This window comes from Oceanobacillus profundus (assembly GCF_003515705.1).
GTDB lineage: Bacteria > Bacillota > Bacilli > Bacillales > Amphibacillaceae > Oceanobacillus > Oceanobacillus profundus.
Map to the genome: position 1 here is coordinate 1 of NZ_QWEH01000010.1, position 24205 is coordinate 24205.

Here is a 24205-nt window from a genome sequence, read left to right on the forward strand (position 1 = left end):
ATACTTAGCTTTTGTAGAAGCTGACTTCTACTTGTTTTAAAAAGAAAAACGAGTTTCCTTTTTCTTGACATACTGGTTGTTTTGTTCAGTTTTCAAAGAGCAAATTTGTTTGTCGTTCTTTTGAAGCGACTTTATTAATATATCATGTCTTCCGATTTGTTGTCAATAACTTTTTAAAATATTTTACTTTCGAAATATTTCTTCGCTTTCGACAACTTTTATATCTTATCATCTTCGTAAAAAGATGTCAACATCTTTTTTAAAAAGATGAATGGGCCTGAGTGGACTCGAACCACCGACCTCACGCTTATCAGGCGTGCGCTCTAACCAGCTGAGCTACAGGCCCATATTGGTAAGTTGGAGCGGGTGAAGGGAATCGAACCCTCATCATCAGCTTGGAAGGCTGAGGTTTTACCACTAAACTACACCCGCATAATAAAATATTTTTTCATACATACATTACTGGTCGGGAAGACAGGATTCGAACCTGCGACCCCTTGGTCCCAAACCAAGTGCTCTACCAAGCTGAGCTACTTCCCGTTATGGCGCGCCCGAGAGGAGTCGAACCCCTAACCTCTTGATCCGTAGTCAAACGCTCTATCCAATTGAGCTACGGGCGCAGAAAAAATCTATCAGATAAATGATGCGGTCGAGAGGACTTGAACCTCCACGGGTTATTCACCCACTAGGCCCTCAACCTAGCGCGTCTGCCATTCCGCCACGACCGCAAAAACAATAGATTAATGAAATGGTGAGCCATGAAGGATTCGAACCTTCGACCCTTTGATTAAAAGTCAAATGCTCTACCGACTGAGCTAATGGCTCATGATTGAAATATCACTATCCTGTTTTGAAGTAGCAATATACTTATTTTATAGAAAGGAATAAAAAAATACTATTTAATGAAATAGTATTAACTTCTTCTTTTATAAATAAAATTGGCTGGGCCACTAGGATTCGAACCTAGGGTACACGGGATCAAAACCCGATGCCTTACCGCTTGGCTATGGCCCAACTTGTGGCGGTCCGGACGGGACTCGAACCCGCGACCTCCTGCGTGACAGGCAGGCATTCTAACCAACTGAACTACCGGACCAAATGATTTTATTTTTTAAAGAAATGATGACCCGTACGGGATTCGAACCCGTGTTACCGCCGTGAAAGGGCGGTGTCTTAACCGCTTGACCAACGGGCCATTTTAAAATGGCGGAGAAGGAGGGATTTGAACCCTCGCGCCGCTTACACGACCTACACCCTTAGCAGGGGCGCCTCTTCAGCCACTTGAGTACTTCTCCGGATGGCTCCACAGGTAGGATTCGAACCTACGACCGATCGGTTAACAGCCGATTGCTCTACCACTGAGCTACTGTGGAATAATATTGATGGACTTATGTACTTCACTGAATTAAGTATCCTTCACCTTTGATAAGGCTCATTTTCTCTCAAAGCAATACCAAGGAATAATTACAGCGACGTTGAATATCATACAACAATTTCTTTTAGTTGTCAAGGACTTTCTAGAAAGTTTTTCACAATCGAAAACTGACTTATTAGCTTATTTAATTTAACATGGATGACATATTTCGTCAATGGTTTATTTTAATATTTTACAAAAGCAAACAAAATCTTTATTTAGTATATAAACGTATTAAACTTACAACATAATACGTAGAATAATGACATTTGCAAGAAGGATACTAAACGTCACATTTTTATTTTATAGAAGTATATGTTAAGGCTCCTCGGCACTTACCACACCTATATTTCTTTATATTGATACGTCTTTTTCTTTCGTATACTTGATTACATTTTTTACATCTATACTCATATTTGTACCTTTCTTCTTGTGAAGGTAGTGGACTACAGAACCTTGGAGATCCTGTTTGTTTTAGTAATTTCCTGAAATCTTCATCCCTGTGACGATAACCCTTCCCTTCTATATGAAGATGGTAATGACAAAGTTCATGTTTAATGATGCCTGTAAATTCAGCTTTATCCATCTCTACCGCATACTTCGGATTTAATTCAATCACCCTTTTCGCAGGGATATATCTGCCACCTGTTGTTCTTAGTCGATGATTGAACCTTACTTCATCTATGAAAGGTTTATGAAAATAAGTAATCGAGAGTTTATTAACGATTTCATATAATTCCTTTTCATTTAATAATTCCATTTGCATAACTACCTTCTCTATATGAATAAGTCACTTTAACCTTCTTCTAATTTTAGCATAAAAATATTACTTATGCTTTTTACATATGAATGTTCTCTTTGTAACTCTCCTTCTACTATATTACTATGTTTTGTTTAAAATACCTTCTCCTATCTACCATAGCTTCTATTTTTCTCAATTAATGATTATAAATGATAATATTTACGAATAAAGAATCTTGATTAACCTTATTAAAAACAGCATATGATAACCCGTAACTAAGTATTTATTGATTTTATAAAATCCTAATTTGAAAGATGATTAATCCTTATTTAACATGTATAAACCGTGTTTATCTAACAAACTATATTTATAGTAATCTGGTAATGATTGTGATATTATAATTATTGTATTTAACTATTCAGGAGGGATAACATGAGTGAAGAAATTAAAAAGAAAATGACTACGGCTTTTGGTGCTCCAGTACCTAATGATGATGATTCAAAAACAGCTGGTCCTAGAGGTCCACTATTAATGGAAGACTTTTGGTTTCTTGAAAAACTAGCACACTTTGATAGAGAAGTAATTCCTGAACGTCGTATGCACGCTAAAGGAGCAGGTGCTTATGGAACGTTAACTATTACAAATGATATTACGAAGTACACGAAAGCTAAGGTTTTCTCTGAAGTTGGTAAAAAGACGGATATGTTCTTACGCTTCTCAACAGTAGCTGGCGAGCGTGGCGCAGGGGATGCTGATCGTGATATTCGTGGTACAGCTATGAAATTCTATACAGAAGAAGGTAACTGGGATCTTGTAGGCAACAACACACCAGTATTCTTCTTTAGAGATCCTAAGCGTTTCCCTGACTTGAACCACGTAGTTAAAAAAGATCCGGTTACAAATATGCATAATCCACAAGCTAACTGGGATTTCTGGACTAGTCTCCCAGAAGCATTGCACCAAGTTTCAATTATCATGTCTGATCGTGGAATTCCAAAAACATTTAGACATATGAACCTGTTTGGAAGCCATACGTACAGTATGTTTAACGCTGACAACGAACGTCATTGGGTTAAATTCCATTTCTATACAGAGCAAGGTATTGAAAACTTGACTGACCAGGAAGCTGGAGAAATCCATAGTGGCGACCTTGACAGTCATACTAGAGATTTACGCGAAGCAATCGAGCGTGGCGAAAATCCAAAATGGAAAATGTACATTCAAGTTATGACAGACGAGCAAGCTAAAAACATGCCTTACAACCCATTTGACTTAACAAAAGTTTGGTATAAAGGTGACTTCCCACTTATTGAAGTTGGTGAGTTAGAGCTTAACCGTAACCCGCAAAACTACTTTGAAGAAGTAGAACAAGCAGCATTTGCTCCAACAAATATTGTACCTGGTATTGGCTTCTCACCAGATAAAATGCTGCAAGGAAGATTATTCTCTTATGGTGATGCACAGCGGTATCGCTTAGGTGTAAACCACTGGCAAATCCCTGTTAACTTCCCGAAAAATGCGGAGAACTTCCATCCATACCACCGCGATGGAGCAATGCGCATCCATCCATACCAAGGTGGACATGTATCATACAGCCCTAATAGCTATGGTCAGTGGGAAGATAGCAAAGAACACCAAGAGCCTGCACTAGAATTAGGTGGAGATGCAAACTACTGGGATTTCGATGAAGATGATAGCCTATACTATGAACAACCAGGTAAGTTATTCCGTCTTCAATCACCTGAAGCACAACAAAGACTTTTTGAAAATACCGCAAGAAACATGCAAGGTACTAGTAAAGAAGTTCAGTTACGTCATATCAACAACTGCTACAAAGCTGACCCAGCGTATGGTGAAGGTGTAGCAAATGCACTTGGCATCTCCTTAAGTGAAGTAGAAGCAGCAAGTGAACTAGAATAAAATAAAAACGTTCCTAAAACAACTTTAGGAACGTTTTTTTATTATTTATCACTTTTTACCATCGTTAAAGCGATTCTTCCTTTATTGACATCAACTTGCTCTACCCATACTGTTACGACATCTCCAACAGAAGCAATATCCATTGGGTGCTTCACAAACTTGTTTGCCATTTTTGAAATATGAACAAGACCATCTTGTTTCACACCGATATCTACAAATACTCCAAAATCGACTACATTCCTAACCGTTCCTTGCATTTCCATACCTGCTTGAAGATCTTCAAGGGCAACGACATTTTGCTTTAGTAACGGTTGTGGAAAATCATCACGCGGATCACGTTCTGGTCTGCTCAAGGCGTCCATCATATCAATCAATGTTGGCACTCCGATTTCTAAGCTTTCAGCAGTTTCTTTTTTATCCAATTCATTCATTTTTGTGCGAAGTTTCTCTGTACCAATATCCGTTAGCTCACAACTAATCATCTTTAAAAGTTTCTTTGTGTGCGCATATACTTCTGGATGAATAGGCGTTCGATCTAATGGATTATCTCCATCAATAATTCGCAAGAAACCAATTCCCTGCTCATACGTTTTTGCACCTAGTCGAGGAATTTTCTTCAATTGTTTTCGATCCGTAAATTTACCTTCTTCATTTCGCTGCTTCACGATATTAAGAGCTACTGTTTTACTCAATCCCGCAACATATTGCAGTAAAGATGCAGATGCTGTATTTACGTTAACTCCAACTTGGTTAACTGCTGTTTCTACAACAAAGCTCAGTGATTCATTAAGAGACTTCTGAGTAACATCGTGCTGGTATTGCCCCACACCAATTGATTTCGGATCTATTTTTACTAACTCTGCTAGAGGATCCTGAACACGGCGCGCAATGGATACAGCACTTCTTTCTTCTACTTGAAAATCAGGAAACTCCTCACGGGCTAATGCAGATGCAGAGTACACACTAGCCCCCGCTTCATTCACAATAATATAAGGAATGCTCAAACTATTGTTTGTGATTACATCAGAAATAAATTGCTCTGTTTCACGTGATGCGGTTCCATTACCAATAGCGATAAGCTCCACTCCATATTTACGAATAATGCTCATCACTATTTTTTCTGCCCCAACAACGTCATTCCTTGGTGCAGTTGGGTACATAACACCTACTTCATGAACCTTTCCAGTCTCGTCAACAACAGCTAACTTACAGCCCGTTCGAAAAGCCGGGTCAACACCAAGCACCGTTCTGCCTTTTAATGGTGGCTGAAGCAATAGATTTTTCAAGTTTACGGAAAAAACCTCAATTGCTTGATCTTCGGCCTTTTCTGTTAAGCTGTTCCGAATTTCTCGCTCCACCGATGGCTGAATTAATCGCTTATAACTATCCTCAATAGCAGCTTCTAAAATCGCTGCTAATGCAATGTCCGCACTTCGTTTAATTACTTTATTTTGTAGAAACTGGACGATCCGCTCTGCCGGTGCCTCAATTGCCACTCTTAGAACGTCCTCTTTTTCGCCACGATTTAATGCCAGAATACGGTGTGATACAAGTGAACGAACTGCTTCACTGTAAGCATAATACATTTCATAAACGCCTTTTTCATCCTTCTCGGCATTTTTTACTTCTGCCTGGATAGTACCGCGTTTAAATGTTTCCTCGCGAATGTAGTCACGGTAAGCCGCATCATCTGAAATCCATTCCGCAATAATATCATTAACTCCAGCTAATACATCCTCATTAGTATGTAATTCATGTTCCTCTGAAAGATATTTTGCCGCCTCTTGCTCGATGTTGAAAGGCTCTTGATTCCAAATCAACTCTGCTAAAGGCTCTAATCCTCTCTCTTTAGCAATGGTAGCTTTCGTTCGGCGCTTTTGTTTATATGGTCGATATAAATCTTCGACACGCTGTAATTGTGTAGCTTGCTTAATTTCTTTTTCTAGTTCTTCTGTTAATTTGCCCTGTTCCTCAATAATGCGTAGAACTTCTTGCTTTCTATCAGAGAGATTAACAGCATAATGCCATTTATCCTGCACAGCTTTAATTTGTACCTCATCAAGACCACCTGTAACCTCTTTACGATATCTCGCAATAAAAGGAACGGTGTTACCTTCATCTAATAGTTCAATTACTTTTTTTATTGTCGTTGTATTCACTTCTGTTTCCTTGGAAACCCATTTTATAAGATTGCTATCTAACTGATCTGTCAAAGTTGTTCCTCCTTTATATACCAATATTATTTTATCAAAAAAATAGGCGAATTCCTAATTGACTTCTTTTATCGCGTCATTGAGTTGAGGGAAGTATCGCTAGTCGTTTGAGGCTTCGTCCACGTGGCCGTTTAGATAACTAAATTATCCACAGTATTCAAATTTATTCTCTAAGTAACAAAAAAAGCTGACTTTATGTTTTAGTCAGCCAAAAGTTGTTTCTCTGCTATATATCTCACTGCAATTAGCGTGGTATCGTCCATTCTAATTTTATCACTTGTCTGTTCGTATGCTTTTGTAATACATCGAACATCTTTATTCATAAAAAAGTGCTGCGATAATTCTTTATCCAATACGCCATCAGAAAAAATGACAAAAGTCATCCCAGGTTCAAGCTTTTGTGTCATGACTTTAAACGGCCGATGGTACCCAGCCAAATAACCCGCATTTGGGATATTTCGCTTTTTTTTTCTATCCGTTGTAATCGACATAATACCTATATTACCTATGGAGGAAAACGCAGATATCTTCGTACGATAGTCCATCCTTAAAATTCCAAGTACAACCCCACGTTTTCCCATTAACCTAGCATTACATATTTTAACTAATTCCTCCACTGTCGCTCCAATATTGTCTCGGATAATATTGATAACAATTTGTGAAGATTCCTTTGCAAATTCACCACTACCTAAACCATCTGCTAACGCACAAACAAATTCATTTTCCGTTTCTGTATAAAAATAACTATCGCCACAAAGATAATTACCTTTTTTAGCTTTCTGAAAAACAGATACTTCTACTTTGCTGTTCCCGTTCAATCGAAAACCTCCGTTTTATCGGACTGTATTGCTTCCCGAAGTTTTCTCAAAGAACGCCTTTGAAGTCTGGAAACATGCATTTGGGAAATTCCCAATAATTCACCTGTTTCTTTCTGGCTCATATTTTTAAAATACGTACATTCTAGTATCTGTTGTTCGCGTTCTGACAAGATAGGGAAAATTTTCTCAATCAACATTTTTTGATCAATATTGTTGTATCCTGCTTCGTCATTTCCTACTAAATCTAATATAGCTACAGAGCTACCATCTGAATCTGCTTCAATCTTACGGTCAACAGATAATGCTTTATAACTTTTACTCATTTCCATCGTTTCCAGTATTTCCTCTTCAGACGCATCCAAATATTCCGCGATTTCATGTACAGTTGGAGACTTCTGATTCATTGTTGTTAATTCATCTACTGCTTTTTTTATTTTCGGTCCCAATTCTTTTATACGACGAGGTACATGAACGCTCCATGTCTTATCACGAATAAATCGTTTGATTTCACCAATGATTGTTGGGATTGCAAAGGATTCAAATGACTTGCCAAACGTTGGATCATATCTTCTGACAGCAGCCAACAACCCAATCATCCCTACTTGCACCAAATCTTCATGAATTGCACTATTCTTGGAATATTTCCTAGCAATGGAGCTTACCAAATCCTTATAAGTTAGCACAATTTTCTCTTGAATTTCCTCATCTTTTGGCTCTTTTTGGAGATGTTCAATCCATTGGTATACCTCGTCTCTTCCTCTATTGTGTGGTTGAGACTTGGTCGCCATCAAAATCCACCTCTTTTTCGCTAAGGTACTTTTTCATTAGTACAATGACACCGTAATTATTATTGATCTGCACTTCATCCATTAAAGCCTCAATTAAAAATAATCCAAACCCACCTTCTCTAAGGTTCTCAATGGGTTCGTCCCGTTCATATGGTCCTATTTCGTCTCTTACCTTCTGCATATTGAAGCTATTGCCACGATCCGCAATCATAATTTCCAAATGGTCATCATAGATTCCAAAACCAATCGTTATCTCACCTTGACCTGTATCGTCATAAGCATGTGTAACTGCATTCGTTATCGCTTCTGAAACCGCAACTTTTAAATCTTCAATATCCTCATAAGAAAAACCCATTCTATTTGCAATCCCAGACATTGTCAAACGAACAACACCCACATACTCCGCTTCCGCAGGGATCTTTAACTCGACAAAATCAAATCTTTCCATCACTCATTTCCACCTCGAATCGCCGCTCTAATCGTAATCACTTCATCCAATCCTGTAATCTTAAAAATACGAAGTACACGGTCTTGTAAATTTAATAATGTTAACGTGCTATTATTTTCTTTCGTAGACTTTAAGGCACTAACAAAAACTCCTAGTCCCGTACTATCCATATACGTAACATTCTCCAAATTAACTTCTACTTTATTCTTTTCCTTTTTCGTTAAGGGAAGTAAAGATTCCTTTAATTTTGGAGCGGTATAAGCATCTATTTCACCCGATACATTCAAAACAGACTTTTCATTTTCCTCAACTACATTAACTGTTAAATTCATGATTTACCTCCCATACGTCTATCACTATGTAGTACATTCATGTCTCTATTCGACATTGATCAGTTGATAGAACTGCCATTTTTTCTTCATAACTCTTGTATTACCCGTTATTTTAAAAAGCTAAACCTTTTTTCGCAGAATAAGTAATGTAAAGTCATCCCTCAACTGGAAATCCTGTAACCGCTCAAAATGCTTGTACACATTATCTACCATTTCTTGAGCTGGTAAATAGGCATATTTTCTAATGATGCTGAGTACCTCCTGACTTTCAATAAACCTTTCTCCATCTCGGCACTCTGTTACACCATCAGTCAATAGAATAATCATATCATTTTTTTCAATCACTAATTCGTACTCACTGTATTCCGAATCCGGGGATACGCCTAAAACAAGCCCTTTTGCATCTATTTCTTTAAACGTATCATTTTTTGCATTATAATAATAGCCCGGTTCATGCCCGGCTGAGGAATAACGAAGCTTTTGTTCTGAAGGCAAGTATTGAGCATAGCACATCGTAATAAACATGCTGGGGTCAACATTTCTTTCTACAACCCGGTTCAAATTTTTTAATATCGATTTTGGACTCATTGATTCCTCTGGATAACTATCCATCGCGTATTTTATCATCGACATACATAAGGCTGCCGGGATACCTTTTCCGATGACATCTGCAATTGCGATTCCTAATGAACCGTCTTTACCTTTTATAAAATGGTGATAATCTCCATTCATTTGATGAGCGGGAACACTGACTATCCCAATATCTAATCCCTCAATAGACGGCTTCGTTGTTCCTAAAAGTGTTTCTTGCATGCTTGCTGCAACAGAAATTTCGGATTCAAGTACATGCTTTTCTTCCCGAAGCATTTGAATTTCTTGCATTGCAAGTCCATAAGAAATCATCGCTTCTAGTAAAAAATTCATTGAATGTTTGTAATCCTTATTAAGCTTTGTCGACACTTCCTCCATCGCATCAATATGAAGGTTGACAATTTCTTCTGGTAATATATTCTCTTTAATAAAAGCTTTCGTGACCTTCTCAACACCATACAAAGCTCGCTCATCTTGTGTATCTACATAGTTCTTTAATAACTCTTTGTACGTTGCAGCGTGTAGTTTAATAAGCTCTTCCATCTCGATTCCCCCTAAAAGCCAAATAACAGGAAGTATTTTTTTATTTACAGAGGTTGTCCAAAAAGTCCGGTGAAAATGACACATCGTAGGGGACCTTCTGCTAAAACCGCCCACGTCCTGTGGGCAACGTAGAAGTCAGCACATCCTGTGCAAGCCCGTTCCTCACGTATTAATTGCATACGTTCCGGTACTCAAAGTGTCACCGCCTCGAACTTCTCGGTCCTTTTCATCCTCCTTTTTAAACACGCACTTATAAGAAAGGTGTTTATTAGCCTAGCTAACAAACACCGCCCCCTTAATTAACGAATCCATTTTGTCGCTATTATTTTTGTTCCCTCTCCTACTTCTGAACGAATATCGAATTCATCCATTAGCCGCTTAACACCTGGAAGTCCTGCGCCAAGCCCACCGGAAGTTGTAAAGCCATCTTGCATAACCTGACCAATATCGGCGATTCCAGGTCCTGAATCAATTGCCATCATGCATAACCCTCGTCGCTCGATTGAGTCGATTATTTCAAAGCAAACTTGCCCTTGTTCGGCATATAAGTATATATTTCGAGCTAATTCTGATACCGCAGTTGCAATTCTTGCCTGATCGACTGTACCAAATCCAAGGTTTTTAGCCATTTCACGACCAAGCTGTCTCGCACCAACGATATCCCACTCTTTATGAATGTTAACACAGGACTGTGGTTCCATTATTATACCCCCAGTTCCTGTTGCAGCTTAATGAGCCCCTGTTCAAGATCCAATGCTGTAGGTACATTTTTTAAATGAATACCTAAGTCAATTAGTGTCATCGCTACAGCAGGTTGAATTCCAGTTAAAACTACTTTTGCCCCCATTAAATCTGACATTGAAACTACGTCACCTAATACTTTTGCAATAAATGAATCAATGATTTCAACAGATGTTAAATCAATAACAACACCTGACGCACCACTTTTATGAATTTTATCTAATAAATCCTCTTGAAATTGTATTGCTGTCTGATCATCTATTTCCGTCTGAATCGAAATCAATAAATAATTGTGTAGTTTCAGAATCGGAATTCGCATTCATCTCACTCTCCTCGTAAAGAATCCATCATTTTCTCAATGTTATTTTCTTTTACATTCAGGTCTGTTACATGTCTACCAGTAATCGCTAGGGCCGTTGAGAATCCCTTCTTTAAGGAGCTTTTCGTCGGGAAATTACTTAAATCGATTCCTAAGTTCACAATAGTTTGCGCTATTTCTGGACGAATCCCCACAAGGATGCATGTTGAGCCAATCAACCTTACAGCTTCAGCAGCTTGTATGATATGATGAGCTACCATTGTATCAACAACTGGAACACCAGTAATATCAATTAAAACAACCTCTGAATTATGCTTTATAGCTCCTTCTAGCAGGTTTTCCATTATTAATTTTGCACGCTCAGTATCAATCGTTCCAATTAACGGCATAATTGTAATACCTTCCATAACTGGAATTAGTGGTGCAGATAACTCTTGTAACGCTACTCGTTGCAAGGAAACAATGTGTTCCCAGCTTCCAGAGTATTCATTCACTAATTCACGTATCAATGGTTCTACCCACTCATTAACACTCGATGATAGTTCAGTGAAAAAGTTAGAATCTACTACTTCCGATTGCGTTATTAAATATTCAGTAGATACTCTCCTAAATATTTGCAAACCGTCTGTAATATAACTTAATGGCCATCCGAGGTTAATAATTTTTTCAGAGAAATCCTCCACCGCTTTCGTGGAGCCTTCATTTCGAATGCTGGTAAAAATAACATTAACAAACTCACGGTTTGTGCTTTCATATAGTTCGTCTGATATTGTCGCAGTATAGTTGCTATCCTTAAGTGATTCGATTTCCTCCATCCATTTTTGTACAATTGAATCACTATTCTCAATCAGTAACCTTTTGAATTCCATCATCTTCCCTCCGTAATCAACTGGTAATGTCACGAATATTGTTACACGTTCATATTAAAAGTGCAAATCAAAATAGTACGGATACATCTATAAACTATCATCTATTTTAACATACAAATAATCCTTCAAAAAGTTTTACATAACGCCATTTCCCTCCGTCTGACACGCTTTCTTAGCATTTGATTCGAAATACCTATATTTTCTTGGTAATAAATCCCTGGTTATAATTGGCTAACGACACAAAAAATACCCTTTCTCAGTTCGATAAGGGCATCATTAGTTATTGCTATAAATGTCTTTCAGTCCAAGACTAATTTCTAAAGCTTGGTTTATTTTTGTCATCATTTCATTATCTAATTTTGTTATTTTATCCGTTAAGCGCTGCTTATCCAACGTTCTGATCTGTTCTAGTAGTATTACCGAGTTGCGGTCAAATCCATACCGCTTTGCATCGATTTCTACATGCGTAGGCAACTTCGCCTTTTGAATTTGTGCAGTAATTGCTGCAACAATCACCGTGGGACTAAAACGGTTTCCAATATCATTTTGAAGGATCAATACAGGGCGTACGCCTCCCTGCTCTGATCCTACTACAGGGGATAAGTCAGCGAAATATACCTCGCCTCTTTGAACGATCAAATTATTACACCCCGATCACAGAGCGCTCAAGGGTGTTTTCAGCCTCCTCTTCGGCTTGAAAGGCTTCTGAAGCTATCGTTAAATTAATTCGACCCATTTCTTCATATCCACGTTGCATGTTTTCGTGAAATCGCTGAATATGCTCCTCTTTCTTGTGGTTTAGATAATTTTGTGTTGCTTTACATATAAAATCGCTTAAATCGCTATTTTCATATTTCATTAATCCATCCACCTCATTCAATAGGTTCTTTGGTAACTTAACTAATATCTCCTGCAAGCTTTCCGACAAAACCATACACCTCCGACAACTGTTAAACGATCGATAAAATTCTATTTAATAATAGCATTGAATTCGGCCGATTGCAAAGGGTTCTGGAGTTTTTATAAAAAAAATCCGTATATTTGTCGTTTAATATCTGTTTAGTCGGGAATATAAAAGTGGTTTGACTTAATTTCTCAATAGCACTCCTGTAATATATATGCGACTGAACGTATAACATGCCCGCTTTTTAAATTTTGACTTTTTGCTTTGAACCACGAGTAAAAAAACAAAAAAGCAGACCCTCCTCTTTTATGAGCCTGCCAAATGACTGTCTTGTTGTTATTTTGCTGCTTGCCCTTGAACGGATTGAGCTACTTGAATCATTTCTTCCTGTGTTAATTCATCGCTTGCCAGTTTAAAGTCAACACCATTATAGCTCCACTCTATTGCATTTGAAGAAAGCGCTGCTATCGCATGACCTAAATTCACAATTTCTCCTTGCACTTCCTGTGGAGTTGCTGAAACCGGAGCCGTTTGATTTCGCTCCTCCACTAAGGTAAAATTCTTTTCTCCATCATAAGTCAAAATAACCCTTTTACCATTATCCATGGTAACTTCCCTTTTCTCCAAAACTTCTGAACCTGCAGTATATAAAGGATAGTACACTGCTAATTCTTCCGTTTCAGCATCGTCTCCTTCTGCTTCAGCGGAGGTAGTAGTATCCGCATCCCTGCTACCCATGTTTTTTTCCATTGAAAAATCATCATCTTCAAACGCAGGGTCCATATCAAAGTTAGAAAAGCTCACCTCAACCAATGCGTTGTTATCTTTGTCTAAAACTCTCACCATCGTTGGGACATAGGATTTTTTATCAAAATGGATTTCTTGGAAAGGCAAATTACTATTGCTTTGATAATTTGTTTTTGTCCGGAAAATATAATGCGTGTCAGTTGTCTCAAATTGTGCTTCGGAATCTTTCATCACATCATTTATAAGAGACTGATAAAGATACGGTTGGCTACTATTATCGGGCCACTCTGTTTGGAATTTAAAGCTTTTATCAAGTGCCGGTGTTAAAACAAATACGCCATCATCGTTTTTAAGAATAATTTGACTCTCATTTTGTTCTGAGCCATTTTCCAAAGCTACTCGATAATAATCTCCCTCTTTATACCATACATCTATATTAAACTTCTGCTCTTCTTGTCCGGTGTTCATTGACATTTCTGCAACTGCTTTATATCCCGACATATCTTCTACATTTTTTTGTAATTGTGCAACAACATCTTCTTGCGATTTCTCCCCACAAGCAGCTAATACAATTATTAATAAGGCTAAAATACAAGCCATCCGATACGAAAATAACTTTTTCATCGACATATCTCCCTTGTCTCAATTAACAAAGGGAACAACGTCACACACGTTTACAAGGAAATGCACGATATACTTTAGAAATACCATCGATAACATCTGTGGCCATCAAATCATAATACGTTTGCTTCTCTTCGATCTGTATGTCTGCAGACTTTCCATGAATAAAACAGGCATTGCACAATGCATCAAATAATTCTTGCTGCTGCATCATCATGGCAAGTGAAATTCCGGTTAACACATCACCGGTTCCTCCTTTTGCAAGACCTGGATTTCCACTAGATTCCATAGCCTGTCTACCTTCTGGCGATGTAATGATGGTATGCTTTCCTTTCAAAATAATATAAACTCTATTAGCTTTTGCAAAATCACGCGTGTAATGAAAAGGTGCTGATAAAAGATCAGAAATTGAAATACCCAAAAGCATAGCCATTTCACCTGGATGTGGTGTTATAATCGTTGGCTCGCTTCGTTGTTTCAACATTTCAAGCTGGTATTTTAGGTGATAAAGTCCATCTGCATCAATAAGTAGTGGGCAGGGTGCATTGTTAAGGAGTTCTGCAACTACATGCCTGGTTTCCTCTCTTCTCCCTAATCCAATCCCAACTGCAATTGCATCATAATTACTTATAGGTGATGCAGTACAACCTGTAATATAGCCATCTTTTTCAGGCAATATCATATACGTTGCTTCCGGACACATCGCAGCAATCATAGAAATGACTTTTTCGGTTGTTCCAGCCGCTACCAAGCCAGCACCTGCTTTTAAAGCGGCCTTCGTAGCCATCGCAAGCGAACCTGGCATTTCTGAACAACCTCCAATAATAAGCCCTTTACCATGACTTCCTTTATGGGCATGTACATGACGGGAAGGGATTGTTTTTCCGAAATCCTCCTCTGCCCATTGTCTCTTTGCAGTATTGTTCTGGAATACGAAATTCGGTATACCAATTGGTACGATTTCCCACTGCCCATAAAAATCTGCTGTATCAACCATGAAGGAACTTTCTTTTGCTGCAGCGATGACAAACGTATAATCCGCCTGGATAGAAGTAAATTCTCCTATTCCTTCATCAGCTGGTAAGCCAGATGGAATATCAACGGATATAACACAAGCTTTTGAATGATTAATAATGCGAACAATCTCTTGGATAGGCTCCCTCAATACTCCTTTTACGCCAATACCAATTATTGCATCAATTACAACGTGTACACGTTCCACCTTTTCACGTATTAAATCAAGATCCGTGAGGTAGCTAACCTCTCCTCCGCATTGAATAAATACACGTTTATGAAAGAGAGCATCACCTGTAATTTTCTCATCCGGAACGACCTGTACAACTTGGACTAAATAACCTTTATCAAGCAATACCCTTGCAATAACAAAACCATCTCCGCCATTATTACCCGCGCCAATAAAAATGCAGACAGGCTCTGTTTCTCTTATCAGCTTTATGACCCTTTCACTTACTGCTCGTCCTGCATTCTCCATCAGTAATTTTCCTTCAAGTCCAATTTCACTTATCGTGTAATCGTCAATATCGTACATTTCCTTTGCGGTGACAATATACAATTCGTTCCCTCCTACCCGCAGTAAAATATATGAGACAAACCTGCTAATTATGCAATGTATCCGAAGTTCATTTCTCTTCCAGTACTACTTGAGCCGCAGCATAATCCCTGCTGTGCGTAATGGAAAGGAATATGTTTATATCCTCGTATCCTTTCACATTAATAAACGGGGCACCATGTTCATCGTTCATTACATCCATATCCTGAAAGCTCAAACGTCCAATTCCGGTGCCAACCGCTTTTGCAAAAGCTTCTTTTGCAGCAAACCTACCGGCGACATATTCCACTCGACGCTTTTGAGATGTAAGTAATACATATGTCTTTTTTTCTTTTTCCGTTAATACCCGGTCAATAAACCTCTTGTTTCTATCTATACTCGTTTGAATTCTATTCAATTCAATTAAATCCATCCCGATTCCTTTTATCATTTCAATCGTACCCTTCATTCAATTATCTCAATAGTTTTATACACAGTTAGATTGGTCATATTACCTAAATTTCAGTATTATAGTTATAGTAACGTACTTAATCCAATTTCGCACCAATAAAACTGGTCTATGTAGTTAATTGAACTGGACGTATCTTAGTAAGGACAATGAGTATTATTTATCCAAAATATAGAATGTGAACTAATGTGCAGGGGTGAGCGGAGGGCGGTGACTCCAGTGGGAACAACACGTGTCTGAAGTCTCGCAGGAAGTGGTCTTCTTCCGGAGAGGCTGAGGCCGTGCCCGCGGAAAGCATCCGCCCGCAGCAATCCCGTACGGCGATTATTGCACATTACGGCGCATTCTCTTTCAAAAGCAATGGCACAAAAAATAAAACGATATGCAGGGGGACCTACATTGTTTATTCGTAATGAAAGAAGCTTAAAGGAGTTTATTCAACTTTATCCAGTCATTTCTACACTAATAATTATTCATCTTATCCTTTGGCTCATTATCAATTTCCTTCAGCTACCAATTGGCAGAGAGATTTATCAATGGGGAGTCGGAAGTAATTTCATGATCTACCTTGGTGATTATTGGAGATTTGTTACACCAATATTTTTGCATGGGGATTTAATGCATGCTTTATTCAATTCATTTTCACTTGCATTATTTGGCCCTGCCTTAGAGCAAATGCTCGGTAAAGTTAAATTTCTTCTTGCATACCTCGGAGCAGGTATTATCGGTAACATTGCTACTTATATGTTCGAAGACCTAAATTATTTTCATCTTGGTGCTTCTGGAGCTGTATTTGGTTTATTCGGGATATACGCCTTTATGGTTTCATTTCGAAAACATCTTATTGATCAAGGAAGTTCTCAAATCGTAATGACGATTTTAATTATCGGGTTGGCGATGACCTTCCTACGAAGCAATATTAACATTTATGCACATATCTTTGGATTTATTGGCGGCTTCGCAATCGCTCCTCTTGTCTTAATAAATGTCCAAAGCTATTCACCGTGGAGGCGAAGGAGATACCGCTATGATGACGATGATTCTATCCAGTTTGACCCAAATCGTTGGAATAAGAAAAGAAGGATTCCGTCGCAATTAAAGAAAAATATCATTTGGATTGTTTTAGGAATTCTGGTGTTACTAGGGTTATTAAGCAGATTCTAAAAGAAAAAGTTAAGAAGTCGGCCTTAAGGAAAACTTACCTTTAAGGCCGACTTCTTAGATAACGTACTGACTTGTATTTGCTATTCTCGATACGAGTACCAGTCTCCTAACTTATCAACATGCTCCTCTTCCAGCTCCTTGAGTCTATAATGCTTGCCAGTTCCGTTTTTTCCAAGAATCGATAGTTTGATCGTTGCCAGTCCTTCTCTTTTTTGGAACGGATGCTGTTTTTTCTCAAATGCTTGAATACGCTTGTGATAAAGCAACATTGTTTTCCTGCTAAATCCACGAAATCGAATAATAACCCGTTCTGGTTCTACAGAGAAGCCTCCATCCTGATAACGCATAAGCCCAAGCAGGAAATTTACTAACAAGACAATTACTGCAAGCCAACTAAATTGCGGATAAAAGTAGGTTGCCACTATCCCAAGTACTAATATAGGTACACATGCACGAATCAAATAGAATTTCATTGCTCGCTTAGGCAGGGGAGTAAAATGCACTGATTCCATCGAGTAACCCGGCAGAAATTCCTGTAAAAACGACTCAATCTCCGTCTTTTTCATAATTGGAAATAAAACCGTAGAAAAGTCTTCACCGCTATCTAACGCCCCCCCAGCAACTTCGACAAATACAGTGACAAATCCAAAAGGCTGCCTGATAACACTTTCAGCTATCCCAACTGCTTGAATTCGTTTAAGCGGAATTGTTATTTGCTTTTTCTCTAACAGCCCTCTTGTTATGAATAACTCATCACCTACCTTGGTAATTGCAAATTTCCCATATTTTATCATTGTCCCAGCAATGCCTAACAGCCAAAATACCAATAATACGACGATCGCTAGTCCAATTATGAATGCAATTGCTAACTCACTTATCCAATCAAATGTCCGATCATAGAAATGCTCTGGAATAAATTGCTCTAGCTCAGAAAAAGCAATGGCTGCAAATGCCATAATGATACCAACACTACCTGATGTTACGCCAGCTAGCAAAAGGCGCTTCGGAGTGATTTCACGTAAAGGATTGACCGACTCCTCTTGCCCTTCTATTTCTATATCTGGATGCGATTCCTTTCTACCCTTAAGTGCATTTCGAAGCTTTTCACCATCAGAGAGCTTTATAGCATTCAGCGATGCTTCTGCACTCTTTCCGCTTCCAGCTGTTTCTATTTGCAGCTTAACCAGTTTAAACATACGGTGAATAATACCTGCTGTTAAGTCAATGGACTGGATTCGGTTTATTGAGATATAGCGCTTTTTTCGAATTAGAACGCCATATTCAATTCTTAACTCTCCAGCTTCCAGTCGATACGTAAATCGATACCAGGATAAAACACTTAAAAGTATTCCTAACAATGAAAAAATAGCTAGTAAAAGGATAAAGTAGAACCGATCAAACGTAATAAAACCAAATACAATTAAAAATATCCCTTCCCGTGCCGTCTTGATACAATTAAATAGGATGGATACTGGATGCAGCCGATATGACGGGCCATTAGACATCATCTTCGTCCACCCTTGCTAATGCTGAGATACGATCACGAAGTGCTGACGCATCTTCTTCACGCAAAGCAGGAATTTCATGTGTTGTAGCTGCTGTTGATATTGTTACACTAGCAAGCTGATATTTTTTTAGAAATGGTCCTTGCTTTGTATCAACATGCTGTACACGAATCATCGGCACTAACGTACGTGACATTATTAAAATACCATGCTGTATGTATATTTCTTGCTCAAATAATTCATAGCGCCACTTTCTAAATCGTAATTTAGGAAGGATAAAAACAGTAAAAATAGTGGATAAAATACTAATCATCACAAGTACAATTCCAATCCAATATGGCCAGTCAAATAGATAGATTATAATAGCAACTGCAATCGTAATTAACCATAACAAGCCTTCATAGAAAACGCCTGTTAATTTCCAAGCTTTTATCGCATCGGGGGCAATTGTATTCATTGGTGGCTCTCTCATACAACCTCATTCTCCTCTCTTTTCTTTCTTATGGTACTTACGTTTTAGGCAAATTAAAGTTTCAATATTGCTGCATTCGTACTCAAATATATTATATTCAACAGATTGAGCACAACAAAAAAAGCCCCAATAGGGGCTTTTTCGTTTAACTATTTATCGCGGTTTCTGCGCTGGAAATTGCCTTTACGACCTCTTCCCCCACCTTGGCCACGTCCTCCGCCGCCATCTCTACGTTGACCATAGAAACGTTTATTGTTGGAACGACGGTTGTTGTCTTTAGAACGTTGTGCTTTTTTCACGCTGATTGGTGCAACAGACGAGATTTTAACAGGAGCATCTCTGCGCTCTTTTGTTAATAAGCTTAGTGCTGCTGCAATAACAGATACTGAATCATTATCTTCTAGTAAATCATTCGCTGCTGCATGATAAGATTTTAGATCTTTTTTCTCAATTGTTTTCACGATCTTATCGATTGTTACTTGCTGTTGTCCTCGCAATGCATCTTGGTTTGTTGGCGGCACAAGACGTTTCATTTTACTTTTCGTCGTTTTTTCAATTAATTGTAAATGCGCCATTTCCCGTGGTGTAATGAAGGATATTGCTTCTCCAGTACGTCCAGCTCTACCAGTACGTCCAATTCGGTGTACATAGCTTTCTGGGTCCTGTGGAATATCAAAGTTGTATACATGTGTAACTCCAGAGATATCAAGTCCGCGCGCCGCTACATCTGTAGCAACAAGTACATCAACACGGCCGCCTTTAAATTTATTTAATACAGACATACGTTTACCTTGGGTTAAATCACCATGGATTCCCTCAGCACGGTAGCCTCTTGCTTGTAATCCTTCTGTAATTTCATCCACACGTTTTTTCGTTCTGCCGAATACAATCGCAAGTTCTGGAGAGTGGATATCCAAATGGTTATTCAGTGTATCAAATTTAAATTTCTCAGGAATTTCAATGAAATACTGCTCAATGTTTTCAACAGTCATTTCTTTCGCTTTTACTTTAACTTCTTTTGGTGATTTCATTAACGTTGTAGCGATATTGCGAATCTCTTTTGGCATTGTTGCTGAGAATAACAATGTTTGACGATCTTCAGGAATACTTTTTAGAATTTCACGAATATCATCAATGAATCCCATGTTCAGCATTTCATCTGCTTCATCCAATACAGCCGTTTGTACAGCATCCGTACGAATTGTTCTTCTGCGCATATGATCCATTAATCTTCCTGGAGTTGCTACAACAATCTGTGGACCATCTTTTAAAGCGCGGATTTGTCGATCCATATGCTGCCCACCGAAAATTGCAAGTGCACGAATACCTGTGAACTTCGCTAAACGGTTTAATTCTTCTGCAACTTGAATTGCAAGCTCACGTGTTGGCGCAACGACCAAACCTTGAACCTTTCTTAATTTCGAATCAATTTTATCAATCATTGGAATACCGAATGCAGCTGTTTTACCTGTACCTGTTTGTGCTTGTCCGATTACATCGTTACCTTCCAATGCAAATGGAATTGTCTCTGCTTGAATTGGTGTAGCTTCCTCAAACCCCATTTTTTCTAAAGCTTTCATAATTGAGGCTGATACACCTAGTTCATTAAATTTTGTCACCTAATAGTCGACTCCTTTTTTTGTGAAAATTTATTCGCAAAAGAGGCCCTGAATTTTTTCTCATACTTTATTCTTTAAATAATCTTCCCGCCTGACATGCAGATAAACCGTCTTTGACGTAACAATCTCACATTTTCATTCCACCACTCCGCCTGCAGAATGAAACGTGGATAATATGCTGAATCGTAAGTAAAAAACAATACCAGCTATTTATAGGGAATATAAGACCTAAACTCGTATCATTATATTTTATTCATATTAAAGTACAAAAAAGGCTTCACCTAACGTGGGTAAGAGGCCTCGAAACTAATGCTTCAACTATCATACCACATATGATGCATTTATATCTACTTCACACCAAATGATTTTTTTCATTTCCCATGTTAAAATTGAAAGTACGGCTTCACTTCGTATTCTAATAAAAAACTATAGTTTATAAAAATGGATAATTTGGGAATTAGAATGGAACAGTGTATTATTCTGTTTTATCCTTGCTTACCCTATAAACCACTTTCCTCTTTTTTTAAAATACATGGCTAACTTTAAATTGATTGGCCAAATGAACTTGCAAAGGATGTTTTTTATGCGACTTCCTCCATTCAACCCATATGCAGCAGTTGCTATTGGTGTCCTGGCTGTTTCTACCTCAGCTGTACTAGTAAAGCTTGCAAATAGCGCCCCTGCTGGTATTATCGCAAATTATAGATTGCTGTTTGCTGTACTTATCATGTTACCAATTGTTTTATCGAAATATAGATATGAATTTCGGCTGATCTCTAAGAAAAATTGGTTATTTTCTATTTTGGCGGGAATCTTTTTAGCACTTCACTTTATTCTTTGGTTTGAATCGTTGAATTATACCTCAGTAGCAAGCTCAGTCGTTCTTGTAACGATGCAGCCGATTTTCGCATTTCTTGGGACATATTTACTTTTTCAAGAAAGATTTTCCTACGGTGCGGTTATAAGTTTGATAATCGCTCTCTTTGGAAGTTTCATTATTGGATGGGGAGATTTTCAACTAGGCGGAATGGCATTGTTCGGAGATATACTTGCACTCTTAGGTGCAATCGCAGTAACTGTTTATTTCCTATTTGGTCAAAGCGCAAGACAACACCTATCCCTTATCACCTATACCTTTATTGTTTATGCCATTAGCTCCATCGTGTTAATTCTTTATAATATCGTGCTAGGGAATTCCTTTTTTGGGTATCCACAGGACCATTGGTGGGCATTCATTGCTTTGGCGATTATCCCTACATTCTTTGGGCATAGCTTATTCAATTGGGCATTAAAGTGGGTAAGTACCTCTACCATCTCGATGGGGATTGTGCTTGAGCCTATCGGGGCGACTATTCTTGCATATCTTGTCTTAAACGAGACAATTACATGGTCTCAATTTCTCGGTGGTACCATTGTTATAGTTGGACTGTTTTTATTCATCGTAAGCACGTCCAGAAAAACAAAGGTTACGATAGCAACGAAAAACAACCAGTAACTAGGAAAGTATTGCATTGTCGGATATCGTTCGGAATTCAACCATACCTATTCCGCAAAATGCTGATATACTAAAACTTATTAATAATAAAGCGGGTGAATTTATGACGATTCAACTAATGACAGACGGTGGCGCTGATATTCCTGGGCGCTTACATGATTCTTTAAATATTAAAATTGTTCCATTGTACTTACACTTTAGTGATGGTCACTATAAAAGCGGGATAACATTAGATATAGCAGGTTATTATCAAAAGGTTAAAGATTTAAAGGAACTTCCCCGCTCTGCCGCTCCAAGTCCAAATGACTTTTATGAAGCATATAAAGCAGTGGATCCGGCGAAGCCAATTATTATGTTGAGTCTTTCCAAGGAGCTTAGCAGTACGTATGATCATGCACTGCTTGGAAAAGAAATGCTTCTTGAAGAAGAACCGGAAAGAAAAATTGAAGTAATCAATACAAAAACTGCTTCTTGTGGTATCGCACTATTGCTTCATGAAGCAAAGGTTAAACTAAGCGAAGGATACTCCTATGAACAACTAGCGAATCACCTTCAGAAACGTGTCGAGCAAACGACAACTCTATTTATTTTAAAAACGTTAGAAAACCTCGTACTAGGGGGACGACTCGATAAAGTGAAAGGTAAAATTGCTAAAACATTAAACATTAAATTGTTAATGCGTGCAAGCAGTGAGGGCTCAATTGAAGTGACAGAGAAAATCCGTGGTGATAAAAAATCGATCCGGCGATTTGTTGATCAAATCGGAGAATATACAAAGCATGTAGAAGACAAACTTATTTCTATGACACATTGTAATGACATCGAACGAGCTACGGATGTGTTAGCAAATATACGTAATAAATATAATTTCAAGGATGCTTATTTAACAGAAACTGGACCTCTTATTTCCACATATGGTGGAGAAGGAGCACTTGTAATTGCCTTTTTTAGAGATTAATAAAAGCCTACCCCCTAACGTCTTTAGGGAGTAGGCTTTTGTTCTCGCATAGAAAACTATAAAATTTGATTGCAGTGGATAACTTAGATGCCAATCAGCAACGTCTAGCTCCAGCGCCCAACGACTAGCGAGACTGCCCTCACCTCCGTACGTCGCTAACCGGGCGCTTCCTCTTTTTGTTCTGTTTTCTCTACTAGAAAGTCATAAACCATACCATTTAACGTGTCCTTATCATCTCCAAGGCATATCAAATGTCTGGATCGTTCAAAAAAAACAACTTCCTTTTCTTCCGAGTGGATTTCTTTATCTAAATAATAGCCTGTTTTATAAGGCACCATTCCATCCTGTTGTCCATGTGCAATAAGTACCGGTGAATCAACCTTATCTAGATAACGGCGCGTAAACCGAACAAGCTTCATGAATTCAAGATTGGCTTTAAAAGGAACAGTTCCTATTTTTTCTTTATAATGCTGGTAAAGTTTATTTTCCCCTAAAGTTCCTCTTACCCCATCAACAATAACTTCCGCTATGTCTAATCCGATCTGTCTAAAATTTAAATATTTCCCAGATGTCGCTAATAGGACGAGCTTATCAATTTTATATTTAGCCGCCAAATAAGCAGCAATCATTCCACCCATGGAAAAACCAATTACATAAATTTCTTCATACTTACTTTGCAGTTTTTCCAGCTCTGTTTCTGCAGCCATTATCCATTTTTTATAAGAAACATCTTCTAAGTTTAGTTCTTTTCCATGTCCTGGTAATGTTGGAACCTCAATATGCCAGTCTGTATTTTCCTTTAGAAAATCAGCCAATGGATTAACCTCGTAAGGACCGCCAGTATATCCATGTATTATTAAACATCCAATCATATGCTGCTCTCCTTTGGTCACTCTCCCACCCTTATCTATATCTTATTCAATTTTTTCATATTCTATTTGTTTTTGCTTCCTTTTTGCTCACA

General features: G+C 38.2%; 23 protein-coding genes and 11 tRNA genes. 4 read left to right on the forward strand and 30 right to left on the reverse strand.

Annotated features, from left to right (window positions below):
- Positions 1-272: 272 nt before the first annotated feature.
- The 12 genes from D1B32_RS14265 to D1B32_RS14320 form a co-directional block, all read right to left on the reverse strand.
- Positions 273-346 (reverse strand) — tRNA-Ile (locus tag D1B32_RS14265).
- Between the two features lie 12 nt (positions 347-358).
- Positions 359-432, reverse strand: a tRNA-Gly gene (locus D1B32_RS14270).
- A gap of 31 nt (positions 433-463) precedes the next feature.
- Positions 464-540: transfer RNA gene (locus D1B32_RS14275), tRNA-Pro, on the reverse strand.
- Between the two features lie 3 nt (positions 541-543).
- Positions 544-620, reverse strand: a tRNA-Arg gene (locus D1B32_RS14280).
- 24 nt (positions 621-644) lie between these two features.
- Positions 645-728: transfer RNA gene (locus tag D1B32_RS14285), tRNA-Leu, on the reverse strand.
- A gap of 21 nt (positions 729-749) precedes the next feature.
- Positions 750-825, reverse strand: a tRNA-Lys gene (locus tag D1B32_RS14290).
- A 114-nt stretch (positions 826-939) separates the two neighbouring features.
- Positions 940-1014: transfer RNA gene (locus D1B32_RS14295), tRNA-Gln, on the reverse strand.
- Between the two features lie 5 nt (positions 1015-1019).
- Positions 1020-1096, reverse strand: a tRNA-Asp gene (locus D1B32_RS14300).
- A 27-nt stretch (positions 1097-1123) separates the two neighbouring features.
- A tRNA-Glu gene (locus D1B32_RS14305) sits at positions 1124-1195 on the reverse strand.
- Between the two features lie 9 nt (positions 1196-1204).
- Positions 1205-1295: transfer RNA gene (locus tag D1B32_RS14310), tRNA-Ser, on the reverse strand.
- Between the two features lie 3 nt (positions 1296-1298).
- Positions 1299-1373, reverse strand: a tRNA-Asn gene (locus D1B32_RS14315).
- Between the two features lie 339 nt (positions 1374-1712).
- On the reverse strand, positions 1713-2174 hold the full coding sequence (locus tag D1B32_RS14320) for a SprT family protein (protein WP_118889768.1): 462 nt from the start codon (positions 2172-2174) through the stop codon (positions 1713-1715).
- 414 nt (positions 2175-2588) lie between these two features.
- Here D1B32_RS14320 and D1B32_RS14325 point away from each other — a divergent pair, with 414 nt between their 5' ends.
- Positions 2589-4076: a catalase gene (locus D1B32_RS14325; RefSeq protein ID WP_118889729.1), complete on the forward strand. Its 1488-nt coding sequence runs from the start codon at positions 2589-2591 to the stop codon at positions 4074-4076.
- 41 nt (positions 4077-4117) lie between these two features.
- On the opposite strand, the gene D1B32_RS14330 is transcribed toward D1B32_RS14325, so the two are convergent.
- The 14 genes from D1B32_RS14330 to acpS all read right to left on the reverse strand — a co-directional run bounded on the left by D1B32_RS14330 (position 4118) and on the right by acpS (position 16010).
- Complete coding sequence (locus tag D1B32_RS14330) at positions 4118-6289, reverse strand: Tex family protein (RefSeq protein WP_118889730.1); 2172 nt, start codon at positions 6287-6289, stop codon at positions 4118-4120.
- Between the two features lie 200 nt (positions 6290-6489).
- On the reverse strand, positions 6490-7107 hold the full coding sequence (locus D1B32_RS14335; protein WP_095311902.1) for a SpoIIE family protein phosphatase: 618 nt from the start codon (positions 7105-7107) through the stop codon (positions 6490-6492).
- Positions 7104-7895: an RNA polymerase sigma factor SigB gene (gene sigB, locus D1B32_RS14340; protein WP_095311901.1), complete on the reverse strand. Its 792-nt coding sequence runs from the start codon at positions 7893-7895 to the stop codon at positions 7104-7106. The genes D1B32_RS14335 and sigB overlap by 4 nt, the downstream gene beginning before the upstream one ends.
- A complete protein-coding gene (gene rsbW, locus D1B32_RS14345) occupies positions 7867-8343 on the reverse strand; it encodes an anti-sigma B factor RsbW (RefSeq protein ID WP_095311899.1) in 477 nt (158 codons plus the stop codon). The genes sigB and rsbW overlap by 29 nt, the downstream gene beginning before the upstream one ends.
- Complete coding sequence (locus D1B32_RS14350) at positions 8343-8675, reverse strand: STAS domain-containing protein (protein ID WP_095311897.1); 333 nt, start codon at positions 8673-8675, stop codon at positions 8343-8345. The genes rsbW and D1B32_RS14350 overlap by 1 nt, the downstream gene beginning before the upstream one ends.
- A gap of 120 nt (positions 8676-8795) precedes the next feature.
- On the reverse strand, positions 8796-9809 hold the full coding sequence (locus tag D1B32_RS14355; RefSeq protein WP_095311895.1) for a PP2C family protein-serine/threonine phosphatase: 1014 nt from the start codon (positions 9807-9809) through the stop codon (positions 8796-8798).
- 299 nt (positions 9810-10108) lie between these two features.
- Entirely contained in the window at positions 10109-10510 is a 402-nt protein-coding gene (locus D1B32_RS14360; protein WP_095311893.1) for an anti-sigma regulatory factor, read from the reverse strand.
- 2 nt (positions 10511-10512) lie between these two features.
- Positions 10513-10869, reverse strand: a complete 357-nt coding sequence (locus tag D1B32_RS14365; RefSeq protein WP_095311891.1) for an RsbT antagonist protein RsbS — start codon at positions 10867-10869, stop codon at positions 10513-10515.
- Positions 10870-10874: 5 nt separating this feature from the next.
- The gene (locus D1B32_RS14370) at positions 10875-11738 is read right to left on the reverse strand and encodes an RsbT co-antagonist protein RsbRA (RefSeq protein WP_240033796.1); all 864 of its coding nucleotides are present in this window, start codon (positions 11736-11738) and stop codon (positions 10875-10877) included.
- Between the two features lie 276 nt (positions 11739-12014).
- Positions 12015-12377 carry a type II toxin-antitoxin system PemK/MazF family toxin gene (locus D1B32_RS14375; protein WP_095311886.1) on the reverse strand — a complete coding sequence of 121 codons (363 nt, stop codon included), beginning with the start codon at positions 12375-12377 and terminating at the stop codon, positions 12015-12017.
- Between the two features lie 4 nt (positions 12378-12381).
- A complete protein-coding gene (locus D1B32_RS14380; protein WP_095311884.1) occupies positions 12382-12666 on the reverse strand; it encodes a CopG family ribbon-helix-helix protein in 285 nt (94 codons plus the stop codon).
- 312 nt (positions 12667-12978) lie between these two features.
- Positions 12979-14013 carry a LolA family protein gene (locus D1B32_RS14385; protein ID WP_095311882.1) on the reverse strand — a complete coding sequence of 345 codons (1035 nt, stop codon included), beginning with the start codon at positions 14011-14013 and terminating at the stop codon, positions 12979-12981.
- A gap of 40 nt (positions 14014-14053) precedes the next feature.
- Positions 14054-15583 carry an NAD(P)H-hydrate dehydratase gene (locus D1B32_RS14390; protein ID WP_118889731.1) on the reverse strand — a complete coding sequence of 510 codons (1530 nt, stop codon included), beginning with the start codon at positions 15581-15583 and terminating at the stop codon, positions 14054-14056.
- A gap of 67 nt (positions 15584-15650) precedes the next feature.
- Entirely contained in the window at positions 15651-16010 is a 360-nt protein-coding gene (gene acpS / locus D1B32_RS14395) for a holo-ACP synthase (protein ID WP_118889769.1), read from the reverse strand.
- 417 nt (positions 16011-16427) lie between these two features.
- On the opposite strand from acpS, the gene D1B32_RS14400 reads away from it, so the two are divergent.
- A complete protein-coding gene (locus D1B32_RS14400; RefSeq protein WP_118889732.1) occupies positions 16428-17192 on the forward strand; it encodes a rhomboid family intramembrane serine protease in 765 nt (254 codons plus the stop codon).
- Between the two features lie 80 nt (positions 17193-17272).
- Here the strand turns inward: D1B32_RS14400 and D1B32_RS14405 are convergent, their stop codons facing one another.
- The 3 genes from D1B32_RS14405 to cshA all read right to left on the reverse strand — a co-directional run bounded on the left by D1B32_RS14405 (position 17273) and on the right by cshA (position 20788).
- Positions 17273-18700, reverse strand: coding sequence for a PH domain-containing protein (locus tag D1B32_RS14405; protein WP_240033797.1), 1428 nt, complete (start codon positions 18698-18700; stop codon positions 17273-17275).
- Positions 18690-19169 carry a PH domain-containing protein gene (locus D1B32_RS14410; protein WP_095311871.1) on the reverse strand — a complete coding sequence of 160 codons (480 nt, stop codon included), beginning with the start codon at positions 19167-19169 and terminating at the stop codon, positions 18690-18692. Before D1B32_RS14410 ends, D1B32_RS14405 begins: the two co-directional genes overlap by 11 nt.
- A gap of 149 nt (positions 19170-19318) precedes the next feature.
- Entirely contained in the window at positions 19319-20788 is a 1470-nt protein-coding gene (gene cshA / locus D1B32_RS14415; protein WP_095311868.1) for a degradosome RNA helicase CshA, read from the reverse strand.
- Between the two features lie 583 nt (positions 20789-21371).
- Here cshA and D1B32_RS14420 point away from each other — a divergent pair.
- Together D1B32_RS14420 and D1B32_RS14425 are read left to right on the forward strand one after the other, a co-directional pair.
- Entirely contained in the window at positions 21372-22283 is a 912-nt protein-coding gene (locus D1B32_RS14420) for a DMT family transporter (protein WP_095311866.1), read from the forward strand.
- Positions 22284-22386: 103 nt separating this feature from the next.
- On the forward strand, positions 22387-23241 hold the full coding sequence (locus tag D1B32_RS14425) for a DegV family protein (protein WP_118889771.1): 855 nt from the start codon (positions 22387-22389) through the stop codon (positions 23239-23241).
- 155 nt (positions 23242-23396) lie between these two features.
- Here the strand turns inward: D1B32_RS14425 and D1B32_RS14430 are convergent, their stop codons facing one another.
- Positions 23397-24113 (reverse strand): alpha/beta hydrolase, encoded by a 717-nt coding sequence (locus D1B32_RS14430; protein ID WP_095311864.1) that lies wholly within the window; start codon positions 24111-24113, stop codon positions 23397-23399.
- Positions 24114-24205 lie beyond the last annotated feature (92 nt).